General features: G+C 71.2%; 22 protein-coding genes. 7 read left to right on the top strand and 15 right to left on the bottom strand.

Annotated elements, in window-relative coordinates; genetic code table 11:
* Nucleotides 1-327: 327 nt before the first annotated feature.
* The gene (locus ACFC79_RS32520; protein WP_376247726.1) at nucleotides 328-1314 is read left to right on the top strand and encodes a phosphotransferase family protein; all 987 of its coding nucleotides are present in this window, start codon (nucleotides 328-330) and stop codon (nucleotides 1312-1314) included.
* Nucleotides 1315-1332: 18 nt separating this feature from the next.
* On the opposite strand, the gene ACFC79_RS32515 is transcribed toward ACFC79_RS32520, so the two are convergent.
* From ACFC79_RS32515 to ACFC79_RS32490, 6 genes are all read right to left on the bottom strand, one after another.
* A complete protein-coding gene (locus ACFC79_RS32515; RefSeq protein WP_376247723.1) occupies nucleotides 1333-2337 on the bottom strand; it encodes a hypothetical protein in 1005 nt (334 codons plus the stop codon).
* Nucleotides 2334-3614 carry an ATP-grasp domain-containing protein gene (locus tag ACFC79_RS32510; protein WP_376247720.1) on the bottom strand — a complete coding sequence of 427 codons (1281 nt, stop codon included), beginning with the start codon at nucleotides 3612-3614 and terminating at the stop codon, nucleotides 2334-2336. Before ACFC79_RS32510 ends, ACFC79_RS32515 begins: the two co-directional genes overlap by 4 nt.
* Nucleotides 3611-4762 carry a glycine amidinotransferase gene (locus ACFC79_RS32505; RefSeq protein WP_376247717.1) on the bottom strand — a complete coding sequence of 384 codons (1152 nt, stop codon included), beginning with the start codon at nucleotides 4760-4762 and terminating at the stop codon, nucleotides 3611-3613. Before ACFC79_RS32505 ends, ACFC79_RS32510 begins: the two co-directional genes overlap by 4 nt.
* 31 nt (nucleotides 4763-4793) lie before the next feature.
* On the bottom strand, nucleotides 4794-5768 hold the full coding sequence (locus tag ACFC79_RS32500; RefSeq protein ID WP_376247715.1) for an aspartyl/asparaginyl beta-hydroxylase domain-containing protein: 975 nt from the start codon (nucleotides 5766-5768) through the stop codon (nucleotides 4794-4796).
* 15 nt (nucleotides 5769-5783) lie between these two features.
* Nucleotides 5784-7190 carry a peptide ligase PGM1-related protein gene (locus tag ACFC79_RS32495; protein WP_376247712.1) on the bottom strand — a complete coding sequence of 469 codons (1407 nt, stop codon included), beginning with the start codon at nucleotides 7188-7190 and terminating at the stop codon, nucleotides 5784-5786.
* 65 nt (nucleotides 7191-7255) lie between these two features.
* On the bottom strand, nucleotides 7256-8425 hold the full coding sequence (locus tag ACFC79_RS32490) for a cytochrome P450 (RefSeq protein WP_376247710.1): 1170 nt from the start codon (nucleotides 8423-8425) through the stop codon (nucleotides 7256-7258).
* Nucleotides 8426-8796: 371 nt separating this feature from the next.
* Here ACFC79_RS32490 and ACFC79_RS32485 point away from each other — a divergent pair, with 371 nt between their 5' ends.
* The 3 genes from ACFC79_RS32485 (at nucleotide 8797) to ACFC79_RS32475 (ending at nucleotide 11828) form a co-directional block, all read left to right on the top strand.
* The gene (locus ACFC79_RS32485) at nucleotides 8797-10116 is read left to right on the top strand and encodes a helix-turn-helix transcriptional regulator (protein ID WP_376247708.1); all 1320 of its coding nucleotides are present in this window, start codon (nucleotides 8797-8799) and stop codon (nucleotides 10114-10116) included.
* Between the two features lie 264 nt (nucleotides 10117-10380).
* Complete coding sequence (locus ACFC79_RS32480) at nucleotides 10381-11400, top strand: recombinase family protein (RefSeq protein WP_376247705.1); 1020 nt, start codon at nucleotides 10381-10383, stop codon at nucleotides 11398-11400.
* Complete coding sequence (locus ACFC79_RS32475) at nucleotides 11397-11828, top strand: DsbA family protein (protein ID WP_376247704.1); 432 nt, start codon at nucleotides 11397-11399, stop codon at nucleotides 11826-11828. The genes ACFC79_RS32480 and ACFC79_RS32475 overlap by 4 nt, the downstream gene beginning before the upstream one ends.
* A gap of 74 nt (nucleotides 11829-11902) precedes the next feature.
* Here ACFC79_RS32475 and ACFC79_RS32470 read toward each other — a convergent pair whose 3' ends face one another.
* The 8 genes from ACFC79_RS32470 to ACFC79_RS32435 form a co-directional block, all read right to left on the bottom strand.
* Entirely contained in the window at nucleotides 11903-12256 is a 354-nt protein-coding gene (locus tag ACFC79_RS32470; RefSeq protein WP_376247701.1) for a hypothetical protein, read from the bottom strand.
* A gap of 139 nt (nucleotides 12257-12395) precedes the next feature.
* Complete coding sequence (locus tag ACFC79_RS32465; protein WP_376247698.1) at nucleotides 12396-13268, bottom strand: hypothetical protein; 873 nt, start codon at nucleotides 13266-13268, stop codon at nucleotides 12396-12398.
* A 272-nt stretch (nucleotides 13269-13540) separates the two neighbouring features.
* On the bottom strand, nucleotides 13541-14101 hold the full coding sequence (locus ACFC79_RS32460) for a cysteine hydrolase family protein (RefSeq protein WP_376247695.1): 561 nt from the start codon (nucleotides 14099-14101) through the stop codon (nucleotides 13541-13543).
* Between the two features lie 223 nt (nucleotides 14102-14324).
* On the bottom strand, nucleotides 14325-15011 hold the full coding sequence (locus ACFC79_RS32455; RefSeq protein WP_376247694.1) for a DUF4328 domain-containing protein: 687 nt from the start codon (nucleotides 15009-15011) through the stop codon (nucleotides 14325-14327).
* Between the two features lie 125 nt (nucleotides 15012-15136).
* Complete coding sequence (locus ACFC79_RS32450; RefSeq protein WP_376247691.1) at nucleotides 15137-16435, bottom strand: hypothetical protein; 1299 nt, start codon at nucleotides 16433-16435, stop codon at nucleotides 15137-15139.
* A complete protein-coding gene (locus ACFC79_RS32445) occupies nucleotides 16432-18462 on the bottom strand; it encodes a transglycosylase domain-containing protein (protein ID WP_376247688.1) in 2031 nt (676 codons plus the stop codon). The genes ACFC79_RS32450 and ACFC79_RS32445 overlap by 4 nt, the downstream gene beginning before the upstream one ends.
* 690 nt (nucleotides 18463-19152) lie before the next feature.
* Nucleotides 19153-19551 (bottom strand): hypothetical protein, encoded by a 399-nt coding sequence (locus ACFC79_RS32440; protein WP_376247686.1) that lies wholly within the window; start codon nucleotides 19549-19551, stop codon nucleotides 19153-19155.
* Nucleotides 19552-19836: 285 nt separating this feature from the next.
* The gene (locus ACFC79_RS32435; protein ID WP_376247683.1) at nucleotides 19837-21486 is read right to left on the bottom strand and encodes a hypothetical protein; all 1650 of its coding nucleotides are present in this window, start codon (nucleotides 21484-21486) and stop codon (nucleotides 19837-19839) included.
* A gap of 229 nt (nucleotides 21487-21715) precedes the next feature.
* On the opposite strand from ACFC79_RS32435, the gene ACFC79_RS32430 reads away from it, so the two are divergent.
* From ACFC79_RS32430 to ACFC79_RS32420, 3 genes are read left to right on the top strand one after another with little or no spacing between them, the layout of a single operon-like run.
* A complete protein-coding gene (locus ACFC79_RS32430; RefSeq protein WP_376247681.1) occupies nucleotides 21716-22798 on the top strand; it encodes an NAD-dependent epimerase/dehydratase family protein in 1083 nt (360 codons plus the stop codon).
* A 60-nt stretch (nucleotides 22799-22858) separates the two neighbouring features.
* Entirely contained in the window at nucleotides 22859-23353 is a 495-nt protein-coding gene (locus tag ACFC79_RS32425; RefSeq protein ID WP_376247678.1) for an NUDIX domain-containing protein, read from the top strand.
* Nucleotides 23350-24417 carry a mevalonate kinase gene (locus ACFC79_RS32420; RefSeq protein ID WP_376247676.1) on the top strand — a complete coding sequence of 356 codons (1068 nt, stop codon included), beginning with the start codon at nucleotides 23350-23352 and terminating at the stop codon, nucleotides 24415-24417. Before ACFC79_RS32425 ends, ACFC79_RS32420 begins: the two co-directional genes overlap by 4 nt.
* 124 nt (nucleotides 24418-24541) lie before the next feature.
* On the opposite strand, the gene ACFC79_RS32415 is transcribed toward ACFC79_RS32420, so the two are convergent.
* A complete protein-coding gene (locus ACFC79_RS32415; protein WP_376247673.1) occupies nucleotides 24542-25639 on the bottom strand; it encodes a radical SAM protein in 1098 nt (365 codons plus the stop codon).
* Nucleotides 25640-25651 lie beyond the last annotated feature (12 nt).

Raw genomic sequence — 25651 nt, 5'->3', positions numbered from 1 at the left:
CCGCTACGAGAAACGCGCCTACATCTACCTCGGCACCGTCACCCTCGCGGCCCTCGCGATCTGGCTCCGAACATGATCCAAGAAACAGACCCTAGATCCCGCCCCACTGCTCAGCCCCTCTGCACGCCTTCTGTGATCATCTCTCGGGCTGGACAGTAGAAGCGCAGGCGTGCGGCGACACGGGTATCGGTGAAGTACTCCGGCGCGGTGGGCTGGCCTGGTAGAAGCGTGGCAGGAGCCGAGGCTGTGTCAGGGCGGGTGTTTCCGCCGTGTCGCTGTACGCGGTGGATGTGACGAGCGGCTGTCGGGCGGGGCATCCTGAGCGGTATGGATTTTCAGCCGGTTGAGCGCTCCTCGGAGGCGTTCCAGCAGTCAGTGACCGCCCAGGAGATTGCGGAGATCTGCCGCCGTGCCTTCGGCCCCGAGGCCGTGCCTGCCTCCGCGGTCGAGCTGGGCACGGGGATGTACAACAACGTCTACTGCGTGGCCCTGGCCGGGCGGGCGGAGCCGGTGATCCTGCGGGTCGCGCCGGAGGAGGGCCGCCAGTTCCGCAGCGAGCGCCACCTGATGCGGAACGAGTACGTGGCCCAGCCCTGGCTGGCGGTGATCGCGCCGCTGATGCCGCGAGTACTGGCCGCGGACTGGTCGCACGAGGTGATCGGCCGGGACTGGATGATCCAGACCTGCCTGGACGGCGTTCCGGCGCCGGAGCAGTTGGGGGCGTATCCGCGTACGGTGTGGCCGGCGTTCTTCCGGCAGATGGGTGCCATCGCCCGTTCCGTGCACGACGTGCGCGGTCCGTACTTCGGGCCCGTCGGCGGTCCGGGACACGGGACGTGGAGCGAGGCAGTGATCGCGTCGCTGGAGGAGATCGCCGCAGACCTGGACGGTGCCGGTCTGGACGCGGGCGACGTACGGAAGGTCGCCGCGGTGGCCGCGCACGGGCGGGCCGCGCTCGACGAGGTCACCGAGCCGAGGCTGCTGACCGGCGATCTGTGGACCGTCAACGCCCTGCTGGACCCGAAGGCCCCCGAGCCGGTGATTACCGGGGTGCTGGACTTCGACCGCGCGTGGTTCGGTGACCCGGCGGCCGACTGGACCATCCGCATGGCGACAGCCAAGCAGGACGAGCGGACCGCGTTCTGGGAGTCCTACGGCGCTGTGGACCGCTCGCCCGCCGCTGTGTGGCGCTCGGGGATCTACGAGGCCCGGCACCTGGGGGCGATCCGGCTTGAACGGCACCGGCTGGGCAAGGCGGACGCGGTCCGCGAGAGTTACGACACGCTGGCCGGAGTGCTTGCCGCTCTGGCCTGAATGGCCGGTGTGCAGATTTCAGATCCGCCGTCCGACGGAGGTTGTACCGATGCTCTGGGCGGCCCGTAGTTCGGTGACGAACAGATCGTGTGTCCGGGTATAGGCGCGCAGGTCGATGTCGTGCGGCAGCGCAGGCGGGCTGGACAGCAGGAGGGTGCCCGCTGCGACGAGGAAGGTGCGGATCGTCGCGTCGGCGCCTCGCTTTCTGCGGGGGGCCTGGTAGAGGAGGTAGGCGGCCTGGAGCCATGCGGTCAGCGTGTCGGCCGGGGCGGTGTGGTTGCGGGCGAGCAGGGTCATGGCGTGGTGGAAGATCGCGTGGCGTTCTGCTTCCGGTGCGCTGGCGGTATAGATCAGGTGTCCGCTGGTGGTGATACGGGACGTGTCCCCGCCTCGTGCTGAGATCCGGGCGGTCATTTCGGCCGCGGCCCGGCGGGCGGCGGCGCCGCGCAGGAGCCGCGTCCCGTCCGCGATGCGGCCGTCGGGCAGGGAGACGCTGTTGCACACGACGTCAACGCGCGGCGACGGGGGAAATCTCGCGGCTGCGAGCGCCTCGAACCGTCGCATCGTCCGGCTGGCCGGGGTGTCGGTGCCTCCCTGGTAGGTGCGGGTCGCTGGATCCCACGTCGCGCCGTCCCGGAAGCGGGTGTGGTCGCCGACGCGGAAGAGGTTGGGGTTGTCGTCGGTGATGGGAGTCCGGAACCGGTCTGCCCACATGGGGCTGTACCGGCCGGTGCTGTGCGGGCTGGAGGCCGCTGCCCTGTACCGCCAGTCCTCCGTCGCCTCGAACGCGGCGATGAATGCCGCGACCCGGGCCCGCATGTCGGGGGCCGGGCGGAGAGCGGCGGCCAGGGACCGGGCCAGGAAGCGCGCCGCCTCGGCCTGCTGGCCGGCGAAGGCCCGGACCGTCCGCTGGGCGACTGGGGCGTTGGTGCGCAGGAGGAGGGCAGGGGCGGGGAAGCAGGCCGCTGTGATCGTCGCGTCGGACCCGGATTCGTGAGCCTCCCGTGTGGCGGGCCCGCTCATCGGTCGGTCCTGGCCGGGCGGCCGGGGACCGGTCCCGGTTCGTCGTGGTGTGGTTCGACTTCGATGCGGATCCTCCGTAGTTGCGCGTCGGCCCGCTCCTCGACCTCGGCAGCGTCCAGGCCGGTGACCACGAACGATCCGAGCCGGTGGCTGTTGGCTCCTGGCTCGTGGACGGTGCTCCCGATCGCTGCCCGCAGGCGGACGAACGGCACGCCCGGCCCCGTCGCCGGGAATCCGGAGAGCGAGGTCAGCCGTCCGGCGCGCGGGCTGGTCACGAACCGTACGGTCGCATACCTGCGGGTGGTTGGGGCGAGTGCGGCCGGGCGGCCGAGGGCGATATCGAGCAGAGCCGCCCACACGTCGATGCCCAGGGCGTGCTGGATCAGGACGCCGATCTGCCCGGCGGCGAGGCGGGCGCCGAGCTCGATGACCGTGCACCGCCCGTCCTCGCCGACGATGACCTCGGTGTGCGAGGCACCATGCCGGATTCCGGCCGCCCGGACGGCTGCCTCCGTCTCCCGGTAGACGGCCGCCTCGACGGCCGGTGGCAGGCGGACGGGGAGGCTGTGACCGGTCTCGACTCTCTTCGGGCCGGCGGTCACTTGCTTCCGGGTCACGGCGAGGTGCGTCGTGGTGCCGTCTTGTGTAAGGGACTCGATGCTGTACTCCGTCCCTGCGGCGTATGCCTGGACCAGGATGTGCGGGTCGCCGCCGCTTGCGTACATGCCGACCGCCGCGCGGGCGGCTTCGGCCGCACCGGCCGGGCCGGCCACCACCGTGACGCCAGCGGAACCCGCCGCGGACGGCGGCTTGACGACGCATGGGAAGCCGACCCGTGGGTCTGCCAGCGCGGCCCGCAGCCCGGCCTGGTCGCGGACGAGGACCGTGTACGGGGTGCGTACCCCGGCCATGGTGAACGTCTCGGCCATGGCGGCCTTGTCCCGGGCCGCCCGCGCGGAGGCGGGGTCGTTGCCGGGCAGCCCCAGTTCGGCGCAGAGGTGCGCGGTGAGGCCGGTCAGGTATTCGTTGACGGTGAGCACGGCGCCGACACCGTGGCGGCGGGCGTACGCGGCGATCTCGTCGAGGGCGCGGCCGGGCCGGTCGAAGTCGGTGACGACCCGCCCGGCCAGAAGGCCCCTCAGCTCCGGACCGTAGCCCGTGTACGCCGCGGCGGTGGTCGCGGCGTGGACCTGGTGCCCGCGGGCGGCGGCGGCCGTGGCGAGGAAACCTGCCTCTGGGCCGGCCGCGTCCAGTAACAGCACACCCGGGAGGGTCACGACAGGTAGTCCTCGAAGCCGCCGGTGCGGTGGGTGTCCAGAGTGAAGCAGTGGAACCCGCCTCCGAACAGGCGCCGGTGCCGGTGCCGTACGGGCACCACGCCGAAGCCCTCGGCCTCCAGCAGCTTGGCCAGGCCGGTGCACTCCTGGTTGACCAGCACCGTGCGCTCGTCGACAGAGAGCACGTTGAGGTCGATGTAGGGGCTGGTGAGGACCAGGTCCTCGTAGTCGTCGTAGACCGGGAACGCACCCTCATCCGGCTCCGGCGGCACGATGTAGCGCCACGAGCGCAGCGGTTCGGGCATCAGGTCCCGGATGCCGTCGTGCCGGGCCAGGAACACCCCCGGCTTCAGGGCGAGGACCATGCTGTCGATGTGGTTGTCCGCCATCCGCCACACCCGGTGGACGCGGTACTCGTGGCCGAGGTGCCTCTGAAGCCACTCGGCGCCCCGGGCGTGGTTCTCCTGGGCGACGTTGACGACCAGGTCCCGGCCCAGCCGCAGCACCTGCGCGCCGTCCAGCATGATCTCCACACCGACGTCGTACGGGCTGGGCTGCGGGTCGTCGATGGCCTCGGTCGGCCCGCCCAGCGTGGTCGCGGTGTCCCGCGCGTAGGACAGGTCGAAGCTGTTGTCGGTGAGGGTGGGTCGGGGCATCGTCGTCCACCGCGCGCCGGCCTCCCAGTAGCGGGTGAAGACGGGGGCGAGCAGGCGGGTCTCCAGGTAGCGGGAGCGGATCGCGGGCGGCGTCTCGATGATCTCGTCGCCGAGGATCAGCGTGTTGTCGCGGATGTTCAGCGCCGGGGTCGGGGCGGCCTCCCAGCCCAGGCCCGCGATGGCCTTCGCGTCGGGAGGCAGGGGCAGCGGACGGTGCACGGCGACCCCGAGTCCGGCGAGGACGGCGGCCAGGGCCTCCACGTCCTCGTGGAGCTCCTCGGCGTACCGCTCCTTGATGGCCCAGCTCTCCCGGTGGCCGGCCGACGTCCGGGTCAGGCGCGGGTAGGCCCAGTCCGACCGGAAGCCTTTCAGGTTCTCGTGGTGGAACAGCTCGAAGCTGACGTCGCGGTCGTGTCCCACGTAGTTGGCGGCGGACCCGACGATGACCTCCTTGAGCGGGGTGAAGTCGTCGTGACTGTTCAGGCGGACCATGGGCGTTCCTCTTCTCTCGGGGTGTGCGGAATCAGGAGGCGCGGGGCGCGGCGGCCACGTGCCGGTCGGCGAGGGCGCGGCCGCGGCGGACCCGCAGGGTCAGACCGTTGCTGTCGGGCTGGAGGGTGCGCTGCTCGCTCCAGCCGGAGAACCGGAACTCCCCGGTGCCGCCGGCCGGGACGAGCGCGAAGGTGCGCCCGGCAACCGTCAGGGCGAGGACGTCGTCGGCGTCGCGGTCGATGCGGGCGGGGATGAGGGAGCCGTCCAGCGGGGCGGGTGAGTCGAAGTCCCCGAACCCGGACGGCAGCAGCGCCTCGTACGGCAGCTCGCCGGGCCAGGCGGGAGCCTCGGCCGGGCCGGTGCGGTTGAACAGGACCTCGCCGTGGGCGAGGAGGTGCTGCCAGGCGTCCGGGAACCAGGCCGCGAGACCGGCGGTGAGCAGGGCGTCGATCACGGCGTGGACGCGGGTCACCACCTGGCTGGTGTTGCGCACCAGGTGCTCGCGGGAGAAGTCGCCGTACCAGCAGGTGCCCGGCTGCCAGCAGTGTTCGACGCCGTCCAGGACGAGCACGGCGCCCGGGTCGGTGACGACGGGGATGTGCAGGCGCACGATGCCCCGGTCCAGCCGGTACTTGGGGTCGCGGTGCGGGTCCGAGGCGGCGCCGGGCCCCAGCGCCATCAGCCGTACCGCGTTGAGCGGGGCGGGGACCGAGTTCAGGATCTCGCCGAGGTAGGGCAGTCGGTCGAGCCAGTGCGTCGGCGCGAACGGCTGCGGGCCGGGGCCGCCCGGGTCGGTGCGTTCCGGGTCGCCGCCGAGGCTGCGCAGGGGCAGGACCCGCCAGTCGATCGCGGCGGGCAGGCCGACCTGCCCGCCGTGGGTGTGGGTGCGCTGCACGTTCCAGGTGTGGGTGGTGACGGCCTTGAGTTCGGCGGCCAGTCGGTCGGAGTCGAAGACGGGGGAGAGCTGGGCGGCCTCGGTGGCTGCGGTGAGCGAGGTGGTGGTCATGGGTGAGGCTCCCGGTCAGGAGGAGAAGGACACGGCGCCGGTGCCGATGTGCTGGCTGGCGTCGTAGGTGCCGGCGGGCACGGTCGCGAACCGTGCGTCGAGCCGGTCGAACGCGGCCGTGTGGCCTTCGGCGGGGTCGTAGGCGAGGCAGAACACGAACTGCACCGGCTCCCCGGGTGCGAGGGGGATGGCGGGCATCGACACGATCACCCCGGTCCGGGTGGCCGGGTCGTACGCCAGGCCCAGCTCGTCGAGCGCGGCGAGGAACGAGGAGAACGAGGGCACCGCCCAGGTGGGCGGGACGTGGTACTCGACCACCTGCCGGGCCGGGGCGGCGGCGACGTCGACGATGCCGTGAGCGATCGACTGGTAGATGTGCAACGACCCGGAGACCTGCGCGTTGACCTCGGTGAACACCACAGCCCCATCGGGCAGGACCAGGGCGTCCGCGCTCAGGTGCCCGCGGTAGCCGAACGCCCGGTACGCCTCGGCAAGGCGGGCCCCGCCGTCCAGCAGCGCCGCCCGCACCGGCTGGGTGACGCCGTCCAGTGGCACGACCTGGTGGCTCAGACGCCGCCCGACGTACAGCAGGCGGCCCGTCTCGGTGGCCCGGGTTCCCTCGTCCGCGGCGTAGTGCTCGGAGTACACCGCGTCGGCGCCGGGCGCGAACTCCTCGACGACGACCGGCCACCGGTCGTTCCCGCTCGCCCACGGCCACCGCTCGCCCCAGTACGCGGCGATGCCGTCCGGGCCTGGGGCCAGATGGTGCAGATGCCGGGCCCCGGCATGGTCCACCGCCATCCCCGGGTCGCGTACGAGCAACTGGTTGCCGACCCCGGCCCCGTTATGGGCCTGCTTGACCACGACGGCCCCCGACGCGGAGCACTCCAGCAGCGCGCCGGTCGCTTCGGTCGCTTCGGCGCGGCTGCGGCAGACCCGGCCCGGCAGGATCGGCACCCCGGCCGCCGCCGCCAGGGCCCGGAAGTTCGCCTTACTGTTCCCGATCTCCCCGCCGCCCTGCCCGAAGAAGGCCGCGCCCGAGAAGCGGTCGGCCACGCCCAGGACCTCGGCGAGCCGCGCCACGGCGGCCGACGGCCACAGCGCGAACACCTCGCTCACCGCTCCGGCCCCGGCCCGACCGAGCGCGGCCCGCACCTGCTCCACGAACGCGGGCACCGCCAGGGAGGCGGGATCGAGCAGCCTCTCACCCCACGCTCCGGCAGGTGCGGCCAGCACGGTCAGCTCCTCGCGCTTCACGCCGGTGCGGGCCAGGGCGTAGTCGACGAACGCCGTGTCCGGCTCGCAACACAGAATGAGCAGGTCCCCGGGGCGGGCGAACCAGAACAGGCGCTGTGTCCAGGCCCGCATGTCGCCGCGCTCGCGGATGGACGGATCAATGTGGTTGCCGATGAGAATGCGCATGGCGGACTCCTGAAGACATGGACGGACGAGCAGCGCGCGCCGATCGCCGTGGTGCAGGGGCGTGCTCAGAGGAGGAGGACAGCGGGCAGCGTGTCGAAGGCCCGCATGGTCGCCGTCCGGCGCCGTACGCCCTCGCCGGCGGCGGCCAGCCGGGCCGGGTGGTCGTTCAGGGCCGCGACCAGGGCACGCAGCCCGGCTTGGGCGACGGTCGTCCCGATGCAGGAGTGCGGCCCCCACCCGTAGCCGAGGTGGCGGTTCGGAGTGCGCTCCAGCACCAGCTCGTCCGGCCGCGCGAAGGCGGCCGGATCACGGTTGGCCGCCGCGAACAGCGGGACGACCTTCTGCCCCGGCGCGATGTCGACGCCGCCGATCCGGCAGGAGCGCACCGCTGTGCGGGTGGTGCCCTGCACCGGGCCGTCGAAGCGCACCAGCTCATCCACCCCCGTGGCCAGCAGTGTCCGGTCCCGCATCCGGTCCAGGGCTCCCGGGTGAATGAGGAGGGTGTTGACGGCGTTGCCAATGGCAGCCGCCATCGTGCTGTAGCCGCCCTGGAACATCACCCGCGCCGTGTTCTTCACGTACAGCCTGGTCGGCGTGTCGGAGCCGGGCGCCGTGGCCTGCCGTACCCGGGCCAGCAGGCCGGGGCGGGACGAGGCTGCGAACCAGGAGTCGACCAGGTCGCTCAGCTGTCGGCGGGCGACGCGGCCCGGTTCGACGAGCGCGGGGTTGAGGCCGCCGTCCATGCTCCGCATGATCGCATCCGACACCGCGGCGAACTCCCCGTACTGCGGGGGCTCGACGCCCAGCAGATCCGCGACGACCGCCACGGACAGCGGCACCGCGATCTCGGCCATCACGTCGAACGGGCCCCCGCCGGCCAGCCGGTCGAGCCGCTCGCCCACCAGGAGGCGGGCACGGTCCTCGACCCCGGTCAGGTCCTGGGCGCGCAGCGCGGTCATGAACAGGGAGCGCACCGCGTTCTGCTGCGGAGGGTCGAGCGTCTGCACGCTCAAGGACGGCTCCGGCACCTCGCCCCCGGTACGCCGCGGGTCACGGGCGAACGTCTCGTGGTCGCGCAGCACCCGCACGCTGTCCGCGTACCTGGTCAGCACCCACGAATCCATGCCCGGGTGCCAGAACACCGGTGCGTACTCACGCAGTTCGGCCAGTACCGGGTAGGGGTCGTGCAGGATCTCCGCGTCCAAGGGGTCGTAGCGGTCGGTCACAGACGGCATCACGGGTCCTTCCGGAGTTGGAAGAGCGGGCCCGCCTCATCGGGCGGGCCCGCCCCGGACTTCTCGGGCTCAGTGGTCGTACGACATGGCAGCCCCTCCCTGTGCGTCGGTGACGGCGGGCGTACGACGACGGCGAAGGCCCCCGGGCCGGCCCTCGCCCGATGGACGGGACAGACACAGCCCGGCGGGCGGGACAAGGCCAGAGGGAACAGTCGTCGCCGCACTCCGCCCGGTCACACGGCGTGCCGGGCGGAATACGACGAGTACAGCGGCCACCGGCCGCGGTGCACAGAGGAAATCCCTATCCCCGCCCTATCCCCGGTCTCCTCGAACAGCTCCCCCGGCCGGGGAGTGAGTGGTGCAATGAGCGGGTGGACGACGAAATCCGCCACCCCCTCGCGCACGCCAGGAACGAGCGCGGGTGGTCGCAGGAGGAACTGGCCCGCCGTATCCGGCAGGCCGCGGCGCGCCGTGGACTGCGCTCGGGCACCAGGGGATCACGGGTCTCCAAGTGGGAGACCGGCCGCGCCGACCCCGACGAAGACGAGTCCCAGCCGCTCATCGCCGAGGTCCTCGGCATCGACTACGCGGCCGTCGCCCATCTCGGCTGGCCCCGCTGGCTCCCGGGCCAGGACAGCCCGCTGCCGCTGGGCCTGTACAACGCCATCCCCTCACTCCGAGAGGCCCTGATGTCCTCCCTGGACCGCCGGTCGTTCATCGCTTACACCAGCGGCTCGCTGGCCGTTCTCGCCCACCAGTGGGCCGTCACCGAGCCCGGCCGGTTCGCACGGATCGCCGCACCCGGCGAAGTCGACGCCGAGATGCTCGACTGGCTGGAGGCCACTGGGACGGAGCTGATCCGCCTCGCCACCGAGCGCAGACGCCGCACCCGCCATCTGCTGGGCGCGCACCTCACCACCGTCACCGAGTTCATCGGCGAGTCCCGCTACACCCCCGCCGCCGGACAGCGGCTGCATACCCTGGCCGCCTCGCTCTCCCAGGCCATCGCCTGGCAGCACTTCGACGAACGCCGCCACGCCTCCGCCGGCCGCTTCTGGCATGCCGCCCTCCACAACGCCCACGTCGGTCACCAGCGTGACCTCGGCGCGGGCGTCCTCTCCGACCTCGCGTACCAACTGCTGTGGCTGGGGGACGCCCGCGCTGCGGCCGACATCCTCGAACACGCCATCCCCCGCACCCAGCACCCCACCGCGCGGTCCCTCCTCCACCTGCGACAGGCCCGCGCCCTCGCCGCCCTCGACGAGGGCGGCCTGTGCCGCCGGGCCCTCACCGCCGCCGAGAAGGCGCTCGACACCCCGTCGTACGATCCAGCCCCCGCCTGGTGCTCGTGGATGTCCAACGCCGACCTCGCAGCCGACGGCGGCCGTTGTCTCGCAGATCTCGGCCAACGGCGCCAGGCCCACCAGCTGATGGACGAGGGCATCACTCTGCTGACCGCCACCCGCTCCAAGACCAAATCCGTGTTCCTGACCTACCAGGCCGAGACCTACCTCCGGGACGGCGAACCGGAGATCGCCGCGGCGACCGCCACCCGTTCCCTCGACCTGGCCAGCCGGATCGACGCGCCCAGGTGCGTGACGATGGTGCGCGACCTCGAACCGGAACTGTCGCGATACGCACACACGGCCGGTGTCGGCGAACTCCTCGAACGACTCCGAGCCGTCGGCTGAAGCCCTGCCATTGGTCGCCCTTGCTTACGAAGCTCGAACAGACGGGCCGCCTGGGCACCCGCCGCACACTGGCGATCTTCACCGAAGGAAGCAAGGGCTGGAGGTTCGCGCACAGTTACTCTCACAAACGTTCCTTTGCGCGAGCAAGATCAATTACGAGCCGTCGGACCCCCGCCGCACCCGGATTCGCTCGCAGAACTCGTTCTCACTCAAAAACGGGATGCACCCCCTTCTGAGACTTGCATTGTGCGAAAATCCGGGCCCATGACGGACCCTCAGCAACCTTCCCAGACCGACCGGTCGGACGCGGACGACATCGAACAGCACGCCTGTCCGAAGTGTGACGCCCAGCCCGGCTCACCCTGCCGCTCACGCGGCGGCGCGGTCGCCTCCGCCTACCACACCCGCCGCTTCACCATGGTGCCCCGGCTGAAGAAGGCGCTGCGGGTGCCGACCCCGGCCGACCGCGGCCCGGGCCGCCCGTGGCGGCCCGGCACCCCTCCGCCGGCGCCGATCGACCCGGACCTGCCGGGCGCGGACATCCGCATCGGCTACGCGAGGTGCTCGACGCTCGGGCAGGAACTCGACTCCCAGCTCGACGCGCTCAGCAAGCACGGCATCCCCAGGGACAAGATCTTCAGCGAGAAGATCAGCACCCGGGTGCGGGTCCGCCCCCGGTTCGAGGAAGCCCTCCGTACGGCGCGGGAGGTCAAGGCGCACGCCCCGCACTGCCGGGTCATCTTCACCGTGTACGAGATGAAACGCCTCGGCCGCGACGCCGCCGAACTCACCGCGCTCGCCGACCACCTCACCGCCCACGGCCTCATCCTGGAGATGCTCGTCGGGCCCCTGCCCGGCATCTACGACCCCACCGGCCCGGGCAAGCTGCTGTTCGCGTTCTTCGCCGCGATGGCGGAGACAGAGCGGGAGAACATCCGCGAATCCACGCTCGAAGGGCTCGACACCGCAGCCCGCAAGGGCAAGCACGGCGGCCGGCCCCCGGTCATCACCGACGACATGCTCCACACCGTCCTCCGGCGCCGCGCGGGCGGCGAGTCCGTCGAGCAGATCCAGCCCGACCTGATCATCCCCACCGGCAAGCGCAAGGGACAGAACCCCTCCGTCGCAAGCATCTACCGGGCGCTCGCCGAGCACGCCAAGCACGAGGCGTACCCCGAAGCCGTCGAGGCCGCGCAAGCAGACTTCGCCGCCCTGAAGGCCGGGGAAGTTCCCGGGCCTCGCGGTACGAACGAGGTGCCGCAGATGCCGGGAGCCGTCCAGTGATCCCGGCCCCGCACCGGATGAAGGGCGGCGCCCCTCTTCTGGGAGCGCTGCCCGGACAGGTCGGGCCCTTCGGCCCGTACGGCGCCGACATGCGCGATCCTGGAGACATGGAGATCGAGGTCCTGGTCGTGCCGGACTGCCCTCACCAGCAGCTCGCCGAGGAACGGCTGCGGCAGGCCCTGGACGACGCCGGGCTGGACACCACCGGCTTCGCCACCCGGGTGGTCGCCAACCAGGCCGACGCCGAGTGGTCCGCCTTCACCGGGTCCCCGACCATCCTGATCGACGGCCACGACCCGTTCGCCGAGCCCGGCGCCACGCCCTCGCTCTCCTGCCGGATCTACCGCACCCCGCAGGGTCCGGCCGGGGCGCCCGGCCTCGACCAGCTCCGCCAGGCCCTCCACGAAGCCGCCGGCATCACAGCCTGACCACCGAGGAGCGACACGACGCAGAGGACCCCGACGGTCATCACCGGGGTCCTCTGCTGTTCCACCCGACGGGGCTACAGCGGTTCCGCGGTGGCCAGCGCGTCGCGGAGATCGACGGGAAGCGCGGGGTGGTCGCGCCAGACGACGCACGTGTTCAGCATGCTCCGCCAGATCGAGCGGGCCGCCTCCGGATCGGCGAACGGGCCGTCGAGGGCGTCCAGGAGCAGGCGGGCGTAGTGGTTGATGGCCTTGCCCAGGGTCTCCGGAACGCTCAGGATCAGCTCCGCTTCGGCGGAGAGAGGTTCTTCCGCCAGCTCGGGCAAGCGCCGCTTGAGCTTGTCGGTGGTCTGCTGCACCTGGTCGGTGCCGAACTCAGCGAGGGCGCTCACCTGCTCGGCAGTGGGCAGGGCGGTGACGGTCGTGGTCATGGCTCTGGAGCGTACGGGTCCGGAACCCGGCGGATCAGCCGGACAGGTGAAGTGCCCGGATGCCGCGGGCGGACCAGCTCATGCGCCCCTTCGATCCGAAAGCTACTGGCGGGTTACTTGTCACCTGGTTCGCCGCTCGTTAACGGCACCCCAACCAGCTCGCGTAGCGCTCGAAGCTGGTGCCGAGGGCGGGGTCGATACGGATCTTCGCCATGGCCCGCCTGATCTCGGGCTCCCGGGACGAGGTGGCGAGGAGGAGGGCGTGGAGGTGCTCGATGGACTGCTGCCCGGCGTCGCTCGCGCGGGCCATGGGCAGAGTGTCGGGGCAGTGGCCCGCATGGCGCAGCCCCTGTCGGCGGGATTCGTCGGCAATCGCCTCGTACGTCTCGGGCGTGAGCCGTGAGTACACCTTGACGAAGTCGGCGCCGCTCGCTTTCGCCTCGCGCACCGCGAGGCGTGCGGACCGGGCGTCGGTCACCTCGACGACGCGGTCGCCGGTGTCATTGGCCCACAGAGAGGGCTTCCCGTCGATGATCGAGCCGGCGATCACCCAGCGGGGGCCGAGGAGTTTGCCCGCGCGGACCTTGTCGCGCCACTCGTGGTGGAGGGGCCCGCCCCACATCTCACGGACCGTGGTCACGCCGTTGAGCGGGAAGAGGGGCGGCAGCACGGTCTCGGGCCCTTGGTTGTGGACGTGGGACTCGACAAGGCCGCCCGGGACGATGTACTTGCCGGTCAGGTCGTACGTCGTCGTCCCGTGGGGGATCGGGACCTCGGCCGATCGGCCCACACGGGTGATGCGGCCGTCGCGCACGAGGACGGTGTGGTCGGCGCCCGCACCGAGAACGGTGGCGTGGGTGAGGGCGATGGCGGTGCCCGGGCGCCGAACGGATGCGGCCGTCGCACGGTTCGGAGCCACGCGGGTGGCCGCTGCCGCGGAGGGTGCGGCGGGCAGGAGGGCGCCGCCGACGAGGGCGGACGAGGCGGCGAGGGTTTCGCGTCGAGTGGGCATGGCACCACTCTGGTCCGGGCCGGAGCCTCGGTCACTGGCTCCAGACAGTGAGTACGGGGTGTCGGTGACAACACCATGGAGGGTGGCGCCACCACGGGAGCGGCCCTGCCGACCGGTGGGTCGTGGACGTGGTGCCCCCGGCGGTTCCTGCCGAGAGCACCACACCGAGCAGCGGAGGAGGAGGGGAGAGACGGAGAGAAGGAGAGGAGGGGAGGAGGAGAGGGGCGATCCACCGGTGGTTTCCCGACGGCGTCGGGACCCGGAGCCTGTCGCTACCGGGATGTGGCGGCACGGAGCCAGTCGTCGACGGTGACGACGTCCGCCCACTGCGGGAACAGCTTCTCGGTGAGGAACCGGTGGACCTCGGCATCCGTGTCCAGGCAGGCGTCGGCGAGGACGGTGAGACCGAAGTCCAGGTCGTTGGCCTGGCACAAGGTGTGCAACACCACGGCGCTGGTGGCGATGCCGGTGAGGACGAGGCTGTCGATGCCGTGCGCCCTGAGCACCACGTCGAGGTCGCTGCCGGAGAACGCGCTCGCTCGTCTCTTGGTGACCACCAACTCGCCCGGCCGGGGCGCGACATCGGGGTGGATTTCGGTACCGGGGTCGCCCTCGACATGGAGCCCGGCTCGTGCGACGGCGGTGAGTGCCCTGTTGCGCGGGGCGACTTCCGGAAAGCCCGGGCGCAACGCGATGACCACGTAGATGACAGGAATGTCCGCAGCCCGGGCACCGTCGATCGCTCTGCGCAGCCGCGGCAGGTATCCGGAGCCGTCGTCGGCGATGTCCACGATGGCTCGCTGGACGTCCATCACGAGAAGGGCGCTGCTCATACGGTCTCCTGGAACGGCGTCGGTTCGGCGTGGAAGCGAGCCGGGTCGCCTTCGCGCACGGCAGTGTGCGGGGCATCGGCACCGTGGCAGTGTGCCCGTCGGGGACGGGCTTTGCCAGGCGGCCTGTCATGGCGAGGCGGTCCGGTGCGTCCGGGGTGCCGTCGCGGTGCCGCCGGACCCCAGGTGCTCGGCCAGGCTTCACGGATCGGCCGGGGGCGCCGGGTCAGCGTCGTGCCGTGACGTCTTCTCCGTGCTGCCTCGCCGCATCCGCGCGTTCCTGCTGCACCGCGGTGAGCGCACGGACGACGACGGCGCCTGCCGCGGCCGCGCCCACGACGGCCGCGTCGACCAGCAGCGGGAACTGCACGGCCGTGTAGGCACGCCGGATCACGTCGTCCGTGGATCCGGAGTACATCAGCCCCAGCCCGCTCAGCATCCCGGCCAGCCACAGCCCCCACCACACGTTCACGGCCCGCGGCAGCGGCTTGCCCGGCGCGCTCTTGTGGTGGACGTCCGCGACGATCCCGCGGGGCACCCACAGGTTCATGACGGGGACGATCCAGCCCGCGTAGACCCATGGCCAGGCGTAGCGCGGCGCCTGGCCCGAAAGGACACGTGCGTTGTCCCGCACGCACGACAGCCACATGAGGAAGGTGACGGCGCACAGCAGCGTGGCCACATCCCCCAGGGTGCTGACGACGTGGTACGCGTCCTCCAGCCCGGTCAGTGGGCGGTGCCGGCCCTCGCCCTGGTCCGGCGGGCCGGAGGACGGCAGTCCCGCCGCGGCAAGCCGGATCTGCCACACGGCCCGCGCGGCCCAGGCGGCACCGGCGAGGACGAAGCCGGCGACCGCGCAATGCGCCACTCCCCGGACCGGACGCAGGGCGGGCTGCCCGATGTCATCGTTCACCCGGCCATCCTGGCCCACGGCAGGCCCCCGGCACCAGACCGTGATCGCTTCGGCGGCCCCGACCGGCTCCACCGCGGGTTCGCCGCCGGATCGCTCGGACGTGATTCCGGTGCCACGGGTGCCGCCTACTGCTTCCAGTTCGCGGGCTGGCCGGGGTCGAGCGTCCGCCACTGGGCGAGGACCTTGGGGTCCTGGGCGTCCAGCCAGTCGGTCAGCTCGCTGAAGGACACGCAGCGGACCTCCTTGCGGGGACAGACCTCGCGCATCGTGTCCTCGACGGCATCCATGTAGATCCCGCCGTTCCAGTCCTCGAAGTGGTTCCCGATGAACATCGGCGCACGGCTTCCGTGGAACACCCGCTCGAAGCCCGCGATGTACGAGTCCCGGGCCTCCTTGCGCCATGCCTCGTACTTCGTGGGATCGCCCTCGGTGCTGCCCTTCGACTGGTTGTAGAGGAAGTTGAAGTCCATGGACAGCACCTGGAATTCCTTGCCGGGGAACGGCAGCATCTGCAGCGGCAGGTCCCAGATGCCGTTCTTCTTCGACGGCCAGATCTGGAAGTCCCCGGGGGAACTCGCGTCGTAGCGCCAGCCGAAGGTCTTGAGGGCGGGCAGCAGGGTCTTCTGACCCTCCAGGCAGGGGGCCCGCCCTCCGACGACCTCACGGGTGGGGTCGAACGGCAAGGGGTCGAGATCCTTGAAGCCGGTGTTCGTCTTCCAGTTCTGGACGAAGGAGTAGAACTGGCTGATCTCGCTGGTCCATTCGTCCCCGTTCCAGTCCCCGCCGCCCTTCTTCTCGCAGAAGTGGCCGTTGAAGTGGGACCCGATCTCGTGGCCCTCCTTCCAGGCACCGCCGAGCTGCTCCAGCGTCGTGCGGATGTGCTCGCGCGTCGGATACGAGATCGCGGCGGCCCCGGCCTCGTGCTGGGGCGGTCGATAGAGGTTCCGCTTCTCCTTCGGGAGGAGATAGATGCCGGTGAGGAAGAACGTCATGTGCGCGTTGCTCTCCTTCGCCACCCGGCGGAAGCGCGAGAACATGCGGTCGTCGCCTTCGAGCGCACCGTCCCACGAGAACACCACGAACTGGGGCGGCCGTTCTTCCGGCTTCAGCCGCTTCGGCTTCAGCCGGCCCGGCTGCGGTCCGGTGTAGGACGTGGAGCCGTCACCCAGGATTTTGATCCTGCCGTCCCATTCCTCGTCCTTCTCGTCCTTCGCGTCCTGGACCTCCCGGCTGGTCGGTTTCGGTGCGGCGACGGTGTGTGTGTCCCGTTCCGGCTCCCGGCTGTCCGCGGAGTCGTCGGACAGCAGCGGGACGAGCGCCGCGGAACCCGCCACCACGACGCATGCCGCGAGTCCCAGGGCGAGACGGGGGGTGAGACGGTTCCGATTGCGGCGGGACGCGGATTTCGCTCTGGCTCTTGTCACTTCGTCATGGCTTCCGTGTATGTGTTCCAGATCTGGGCCGGGAAATCCCGGTTGCCCGCGGAAGTACCGCCCAACCCCTTGAGCGGCAGCGGTGCGAGGCTCCGGTTCAGGTCCATGCGGTACACGACGACGGCGGTGGCGACGGTCGGGTCGTAGCCGACGTACCAGCGCGCGGTGTCGTCCTCGGTGGTCCCGGCCTTGGCCGCGACCGGAGCGGAAGGGGCTTTGCCGCTCCCGCGGGGCCGGGTGAGTGCGGAGGTCACCTCGTCGGCGACGGTGGCCCGGACGGCGCGCGTCGGCCGCGGCAGGTCGAGGCGGACCGGCGCGCCGTTGCGCGTGGCCCTGCTGACCGAGTACGGGTCCGTGTGCATGCCGTGGGCCGCGAACGTTCCGTACGCGTCGGCCATGCGAATGGCGCTGGGCATCGAGTTGCCCATCGCGAACGCCGGAACGGGCGGGCCGAAGCTCGACGGCAGGAATCCCGCCGCCTCCGCGGTGCTGCGGATCTGCTTCAGGCCCGTGTCCATGCCGAGCTGGAGGAAGGGGGAGTTCACGGACTTGGCCATGGCGTCGTGCAGGCTGATGCGGCCGTAGGAGTGGTCGCCGTCGTTCTTGCCCTTGACCATTTTCCCGCTGCGGTCCCAGTAGGGGCCCTCGGGGGTCATGACGGGGATGTCGTCGTCGCCGTCGTACTCGGTCGACGGGGTGATGTCGGACCTCGGACCGTTGCGCTCGCGCGTGATGCCGTGTTGCAGACCGGCGGCGTAGACGAACGGTGTGAACGCCGATCCGGCGGGGACCGTGCTCGTGTTCGACTCGTTGAAGGCCTGGCGCTCGAAGTCCGGTCCGCCGTAGACGGCGAGGATGCGGCCGTCCGGGGCGACGGACGCGGCCCCGAACCGGACGTTCCGGTCAGCCTTGCGCTGCTTGGGATCGAGCGCATCGCGTGCCTCGCGCACGGACCGGGTCAGCGCGGCCATCCGCGGTTTCTCGAACGTCGTGTAGATCTGGTAGCCGCCGAGGTCGAAGCGCGCGTCGGAGATGTGCCCGGCCCGCTTGACGTACGACTCGGCGAGCTGGACGAGATAGCCGTTCTGCCCACTCATGCTGCTGGGCGCGTGCGGCGGCTTCGGCTCGGGGAAGGTGGTGTACGTGGCGCGTTCGGCCCGGCTCAGCCTGCCGATCTTCACCATGCGGTCCAGGGTCCACGCCCACCGTTCGACGGCCCGTGCGCGGTTGCGGGGGTTGACGGCCGGATCGTAGAGCGAGGCCCCCTTGAGCAGCGACGCGAGGAACGCGCCCTCACTGGCGTTGAGTTGGGTGACTTCCTTGCCGTAGTACGCCTGCGAGGCCCGCTGGAGACCGTAGGTGCCGCGGCCGAACCAGCTGGTGTTCAGGTAGTCCTGGAGGATCTTGTCCTTGCTCATGCTGCGGTCCAGCTTGACCGCCAGCAGCATCTCGGTGAACTTCCGCGAGAAGGACTGGTCCTGCGACAGGTAGACGTTCTTGACGTACTGCTGGGTGATGGTGGACCCGCCCTGGGTGTCACCGTCACCGACGGTACGCCACAGCGCTCGGGTGATCCCTTGCGTCGATATGCCGTGGTCGGAGTAGAAATCGGCGTTCTCCGCCGCGAGCACGGCCCACCGCACGTGGTCCGGGATCTTCGACAGGGGCATCTCCTGGCGGCGCACCCAGCCGGTGCGGGCCATGGGGGTGCCGTCGGCCCAGTAGTAGATGGTGTCCTGCTGGGTGGCGAACGAGTTGAGGTCCTTGGGGATGTCCGTGCGCGCGTAGGCGATACCCACCACCGTCAGCAGTGTCGCGACGAACGTCAGGCACGAGCCCAGGGCCAGCTGCCACGACGGCACCCACCTTCGCCAGCCGCTCCGGCCCGTGCGCGGATAGTCCGGTCTGCGCGGCAGACGGCCGCGTGAACGCCTCGCCTGCTTGCGGCGCCCCGTCCCTGAGGCCAGCATCCCTCGCGTGGCCCGCTTCGTCCTGCCGAATATGGTGTGCTGCGTCATTCCGTCCAGCCATGACAGTCCGGGCCGGCCTCGAACTCCGGCCGTGTCCGTACACGTGCAGTGGTCATTGCCCCGTCCGCAGGAACGCGCCGGTCCTCCTCGGGACCTGCGGACGTCCGCCCGCGTCGGGCGGACAGCGGGATCAGTCGTTCCGGCCGGTGTGTGCCATGCGCATCCTCAGCTTCAGGTCAGCTCGTTCGGCTGTGCGGATCGGGCCGAAGAGTCCGGGGGGCAGTCGTGTGCTCCACTCCGTCGGCCCCACCGAAGTAGAGGCCAAAGCGTGACCGAGAGTTCCCCGGTGAAGTCACGCAAAGATAACAGGCCCTCGGGAGTCGCTCGTATCCGTCTCCTCATCGGTGGGCGCACGCAACACCACGAGGCTCCGGAAGTCGGCCGACAGCGCCGGAACCGTGTCACCGAATCGGCCAACTCGACCTGCTTTACTCGCTTCTGACCTGCTGTAACGGCATACGGTCGCCCATATGGCGGTGCCGGGGCCAAACGAGGGCGAACCCCGTCGGCTTCGACGACCACGGACACGCGCGCGGGGCCCGGAGCCAATGCCCTTGGCTCCGGGCCCCGTTGTCGGGCGGGGTGGGTCAGCCGTTTCTCGGCACCGCCAACTCCCGGACACTCACGGTGTCATGGTCGGCGAACGGACGACCCGGCCCCTTGCGGCGATCCGGTCCTTCAGTAGTCGATCAGGCCCGTGGCGCGGGTCGTCCCGTTGAACTGCAGGAAGAAGTCGGTGTTGTCGAGCACGTCGGACGCGGCCAGTCCCCACTTGCCGCCGCTCAGCTGCCGCCAGGCGTTGCAGGTCCAGCCCGTCCCCTTCTTGAAGCAGGTGCGCACGCTTCGGGTGCTGTCCAGCTTCAGGTTGATGTCGGCGCACCTGGAAGTGGTGGTTGCGTACGTGCCCCTGGCCGGCCAGAACGCGGGGTCGTTGCTGCCGGTCCCCGGCGAACCGGTGAACCGCGGCGCGTTCACCGTGCAGAGCCGTGCCGCGTCGGCGGATGTGTCCGAGGCCGAGGCCGGTCCCGTTGTCGCGATGGTGATGCCGCTTCCGAGCAGCAGGGCGGATGCCGCCAACGATACGATCTTGTGCTTTCGCAAGATTTTCCCCTGTCTCGTCACGGGTGGTGCGGTCAGGGCAGGAAGCTACCGACAGAGCCACTCCTCTCGCGTCTTGCGGGGGTATGACCTTTTGCTCCACCCGACGCGTCAGTGGGTGAACCACAACGGTAGGCAGCGACAGGGGTCGTACAACTTCCGTGGTACTACGGGCGTTTCGCTGCTCCCACGACGGCCGGCGACGGCCCCGCGTTTCCCGGCCGGTATCCCGCCCTCGCCGTCCGGCCGCTCGTTCCGGAGCGGTCAGTCCCGTTCGAGGAGTACTCCTTCGTAGGCGAGCCACTGGGCGAAGGTGTGCAGCCCTCGGGGAAGGCCCGTGGCGGGTGTCCAGCCGGGTGGCTGCTCGATGCCGTCGGCCGGAGTGCGCCACCCGGGGTCTTCCTCCGGAGCCGCCTGTACCGGGACGGGCCGTACGGTGTCGTGTACGGCCTGCGCCAACTCGGCAGCCGTGCACGGCTTCTCGGGTGCGGCCGTGAGGTCGTGGTTCGCCGGCCGGTTGGACAGAACCGCCGCGATCGCATCCGCGAGGTCGTTGACGTGGAGAGGATGGACCCGGGCATCCGGGGAGCCCGCGACCGTGACGGGGCGGCTGCGCAACGCGTCCCACACCATGCGGCCGATCGGTGTGTGGCGGGAGCATCCGGGGCCGTAGACCTCTCCCGCTGCCAGCGTGTAGGGGACGGGGTCGTCGTGCGGGCGGATGGTGATCGTCGGTTCGGCGGTGTGGAGCCGTGTCAGGTCGACCACGGCGTCGGAACGCTCCCGGAGGTCGGCCAGTCTGCGGGCGAGGTGCTCGCCGAGGGGGTTCGACGCTGCTCGCCAGACGAGGCCGTTCTGCCGTTGTGGGCGTGGACCCGGGCGGTGTGCGGCGGCTTCCCGTCCGGCGTCGAGTGCCCGATGGGCCGTCCGGGCCAGGGGCTCGCGGCGTCGGGCGAGGCGTTCCTCCGTGCTGGAGTTGCTGATGCCGCCGGGACCGATCGTGGCCACCGATTCCGCGTATGCCTCCGATGCGTCGGACGGCAGGGCGAGTCCCGTGCGGGCCGCCTCGAAGCCCATGGCCAGAGCGGTCAGCCAGGTCCCGCGCAGATCGGCCTCGGTTCCTCCGGTGCCAGGTGGACGCAGGAGCGAGGCGGGCAGTCCGGCGCCGCGGAGGTACTGCTCGGTGTCCAGGTGCAGGCGGCGTTCCGGTCCGGGGCCCGGGATGCGCACCGCGCACTGCGCGACACCGTGCTTGAAGAACGGCAGCACGGCCGGGGCCGCGAGGGTCCGGCCCTCGGCGCCCGGCCGGTCGTCGGGCAGGAAGCAGACCGAACGGCGCGGGCCGCGGAAGGCGTTCCCGGAGAGCGAGCCGTGGTCCTGGTGCTCGGCGAGGTTGGGGACGGCGACGTAGCGGGGCACGCCGGTGGCACGTAAGTATTGGTGCATCAGGATGTCGTCGGGCCAGCCGCCGAGCCGGGACCGGCCGTACGTGACGAATCCCTCGGCGATCGGGCGCGGGAGCACGATGGCCACGCACGGGAAGTACTCGTTGACGGCGCCGACCCAGCGCGCGCCGGCCATCGCTCCCCAGCGCACGGCAGCCCCGTTGCGGGAGTCCCAGAGCGCGAACAGGGCGAGTGCCGCGTCGGGCAGTTCCTCGATCGCCGACCGGACGCGGTCGAAGAAGGATCCGGACAATGTCATGTCGTCCTGAATCACCAGTTGATGTGTGGCCCCGTCCTCGATCGCCGACCACGCGGCGAGCGCGGTGCGCAGAACCGAGGGCGTGCCGGTGGGGTCGGGGTCCATGACGACCCGTACGAGGCCGGGCGGCGCGCTCAGCGCCAGTTTCTCGGCCGCCGCGCGGCGTCTCGGGTGGGTCATGACCACCGCGCTGAGTCGTTGACGTGCCATATGTCCTCCCTGTTCCGGACCGTGCCGGGCGGTTCGGGACCGTGCCGGGCGCCGGTCCGAAGATCGTGTCCGCCAGTCGGTCCCGGACAGTACGGGCGGCGTGGGCACGCCGCAAGAGTGCCGAAATGGCACTCTGGCAGCCGGGTGACGGGCGCATGAATGCTGGGGCCCGGCACGCCGGGTCCGTGGACCGCGTGCCTCCTTCCCCGATACCGGAAAGGGACTTTTCATGCCCGTGTTACCCAGCATGTCCGACAAGGCAGCCACCACCGAGGAGACCGTTCGCTCCCGGCTCGACAAGCTCCGTGATGCCCGTGTCGTCGTGACCGGCGGCGGCGGTCTCGTCGGCAGCAGGCTGGTCGCCGTGCTGCGGAGATCCGGGGCCGCCGTCACCGTCCTCGACCGCATGGACGCCTACCCCGAGCGCGGCCATGAGATCTTCGGCGTGGCACGCGGTGATGCCCGGATGGTCATCGGCGACGTACGCGACGCCGATACCGTCGGTGCCCTGTTGCGGGAGGCCGACTTCGTGGTCCATGCCGCCGCCTATGCGGATGTCGCGGCCTGCACCCGGCGGCCCGATATCGCCTTCCGCGCCAATGTCGAGGGCACCCAGGTCGTCCTGGAGCAGGCTGCCAAGTACCCCGTCCGGCGGCTGGTGCTCGTCTCCTCCGCCTCCGTGTACGGCGACGGCGTGCCCGGTACCGGGGGGCCGCAGGTCTTCCACGAGGACCAGCCGCTCTTCCCGGTGTCCGTGTACGCCAATTCCAAGCTCTGGGCGGAGCACCAGACTCGTCTGATGCTGAACGCCGCCAGCGGCACCGAGTACGCGGTGGTGCGCTACTTCTCCGTGTACGGCGAGCCGCAGATTCCCAAGCCGGGCAGCCACTCCTGGATGGTGCCCTGGCTCTCCCTCCAGGCCCGCCTCGGCCGGCCGATGCGACTCAACGGCGGCGGCGTCCAGGTCCGTGACCTCGTCCACGTCGACGACATCGCCGAGGCCACCGCGCTCGCGCTGACCGAGGAGCAGATGGCCGCACAGACCGTCAACATCGGTACGGGCATCCCCACATCGGTCCGCGAGGTCGCCGACCTGATCGCCCCGTACTTCCCCGGAGCCCGGCGCATCGTCACCCCGCGCCCCGAGGGAGACCCGCTCGGCGGCTACGCCTCCACCGAACGCGCCCGGGAACTGCTGCGCTGGCAGGCGGGCATCAGTGTCCGAGAGGGTGTGGACCGGTACGTGAAATGGCTGCTCGCGACACCGGACGCCATGCCGCGCTGGCTGTCCGACATGACGGACCAGGAGTGAGGCCACGCACCGGACAGGCCCGTGGCACACGGGTTCGGCGACGGAGGAGAGACGCACGGCATGAGTTACACCGGTTCGTACATCTGGTCGTTGCGCCGGAAAGTCGGCTCCAGCACCTTGCTGGTGCCCGGCGCGCAGGTGCTGCTGCTCGACGCCGCGGGCCACGGGCTGTTCCAGCAGCGTGCGGACACCGGGGTCTGGGAGCTTCCGGCCGGCTCCTGCGAGGAGGGCGGTGACTTCATGGACGCCGCCGTGCGGGAGGTCGCCGAGGAGACCGGTCTGCGGGTGACGCGGGAGGACCTCGTGGCGTTCGGTTCACTGTCCGATCCGCAGGTGCACACCCTGACCTACCCGAACGGGGACGTCACGCACTGCTTCGCGCTCTGTTTCGTCGCCCACCGCTGGTCGGGGGAACTGGCCCCGGGCGCCGACGAGGTGCGCCAAGCCGTGTTCGGGCCGCTCGACACCCCGCCGCAGCCGCTGCACCCGCCGACGGCGGTGGTGCTGTCCATGTACGAGAGGTTCCGCATCGAGGGAAGGTTTCAGGCCCGGTGATCCCCACACACCCGATACGCGCGGTGGTGCCCTGCCGGGCCTGCCTGTCCGGCGAGGACCTGGACTGGCTCGGTGGCGGCGGTCGCTCGGTCGGCGTCGCCCTCGCCCTGACGACGACCGTGGAGGCCGGTCCCGGTCCGGCTCCGGACACACAGGTGCCGGACGGCTGGTCGTGGGAGGTGTGGGCGTTCCTGCGCGAGCGGCTGCCGGGCCTCGCTCCGCGACCGCCCGTTGTCACCGTGAGCAGCGAGGCGCCCGCGGCCAGCGGTCTGTCGTCGTCCACGGCGCGGATCGTCGCTCTGTTCCGGGCGTTCACGGACCCGTCGTTCACGGGCCGACGCGTCGGGGACGACACGATCGCCCGGTGGGCGTACGAGTTCGAGTTCGCCGTCTTCCACGGTGGGGGGATGGACCACCTCGCGGTCGTGGAGGGCGGTGCGCTGCTCATCGAGGGGCGCGAGCGCGGTCTCCCGGCCGTGCGGGAGCGGCTGGAGTTCCCGGACGAGTGGCGGGTCGTCGTCGTGGACTCCGGCACCCGCAAGGACACCGGGCATCACATCCGCGACGTGCGTGCGCAGCTCGCGGCCGGTGACCCCGCGCTCGCCGCCTACCGGGCGGTGGCCGACGAGGCGTCGGGGCAGGTGTGGGAGGCTCTGCACGGCCGTGACCTGGCGGGGCTCGGAACCGCGATGGCGCGTGCCCATGAGGCCATGCGGGACCATCAGCGGATGTCGACACCGTTCCTGGAGGAACTGAGGGCCCTCGCGCTGCGTGCCGCCGGTCTGCCGCTGAAGCTCAGTGGGGCCGGCGGCGGCGGTGCGCTGGTCGGCGTGTGCCGGGCCGACGCGGTGGAGGAGACGGCGGACCGGCTGACGCGGGCGCTGAACGCCTCCCACCCGCAGGCCAGGGTGCTGCCCACCCGGGTGGCCCCGGGCGCGCGCCGGGCCGCGGTGCCGGCCGGCGGGGACCGAACGGCACCGGCGGAGCGCACCGTCGGTCCGGCGTCGTCGGCAGGGGCAGTCGGCCTCGTACGGGGAGGGGAGCAGCAGCCGGCCCTGCCGTAGCGAGTCGGGCGGCCCGCGACGGCGGGTGTCCGCAGCACAGAGGCGTCCGGCGCATCCCGGTTCTCGGAACGGGGATGCGCCGGACGCCGTCGGCTGTCTGCGGGCGGATGCGCCTGCCGGGGCGTCAGATGAAGGGGTCGTAGTCCGGCGCGAGCGGCAGCTCGACGGTCGTCCGGTCGATGCGCTCCAGCTCCAGGTTGGAGCGGTGACGCGCGCAGTGGAACCGGCAGTCCCGGCTCGGGTCGATGATGCCCCGGTCCGAGTCCTGCCAGATGTCGGTGAGATCGTCGGTGACGGCGTCGCCGATCCGGGCGAGCGGGTTGCCCCGGTGGTAGGAGCACACGTACACCCCGGACGGGGTGATGAGCGTGCGGAGCTCGGCGATACGGCAGCGGTGGTAATCCTTGGGCTGGATGGGGCCTGTGTGGCTTCGCAGGGAGGTGAGGGTGGAGGAGTTGACGAGTTGGAACCGGTCGCTCTCCAGGCCGGCGGCCTCGGCGAGCTGACGGTCGACGGATTCCAGCATGCCGTCGGGGACCTGCACGATGTGGTGGTCGTCGTCGAACATGGCCTTGGTCTCGAAGTAGTCGCAGCCGATGTCGTGGGCGAGTTCGGCGGCGCGCAGCACCTCGTGGTGGTTGGTGACGGTCCGGCCGTCGGGTTCCCGGCGTGACATCACGAGGAAGGAGTAGCCGAGGGCGCCCTTCTTCTCCGCGGCGAGCAGCCGCATGTTCCCGATCACCTTGTCGAAGACGCTGCGGCCCTTGCGGTCGGGGCGGAACAGGCCGTACGTCTCGGCGGTGCCCGCGTCGACGGAGACGCGGACCCAGGTGGCGTACTGGGCGAGTTCGTCGAGGCTCTGCCTGATCATCGTGCCGTTGGTGACGACTCCGACGGCCAGGCCGGCCTCGCCGAGGATGCGTAAGACCCGGCGGGTGCCCCGGTGGGCGAGGGGCTCCCCGCCGCCGATGAGGACCACTGCCCGCACGGACATGGCTACGAGCTCTTCGGCGAGTGCGGCGAGCCGTTCCGGGGTGAACCGGCCCTGGTTGAGGAGCTTTCCGCTGATGCACTCGGGGCAGGCGAGGTCGCAGAAGGTGGTCGGATCGAGGTCCACGACGAGTGGGGCACGCGAGGGCGTACCGGAAGCGGCCTCCAGGACCCGGGGCCAGCCCGAGGGCTGGTACAGCTTGGAGACGAGGTCGAGGCGGTCGTGCGTCATGGCGTTCTCCTC

Origin of the sequence: Streptomyces sp. NPDC056061 (assembly GCF_042266885.1) — a bacterium.
Lineage (GTDB): Bacteria > Actinomycetota > Actinomycetes > Streptomycetales > Streptomycetaceae > Streptomyces.
The sequence above is the reverse complement of the archived record's forward strand: the minus strand, read 5'-3'. Positions and strand labels throughout refer to the sequence as shown.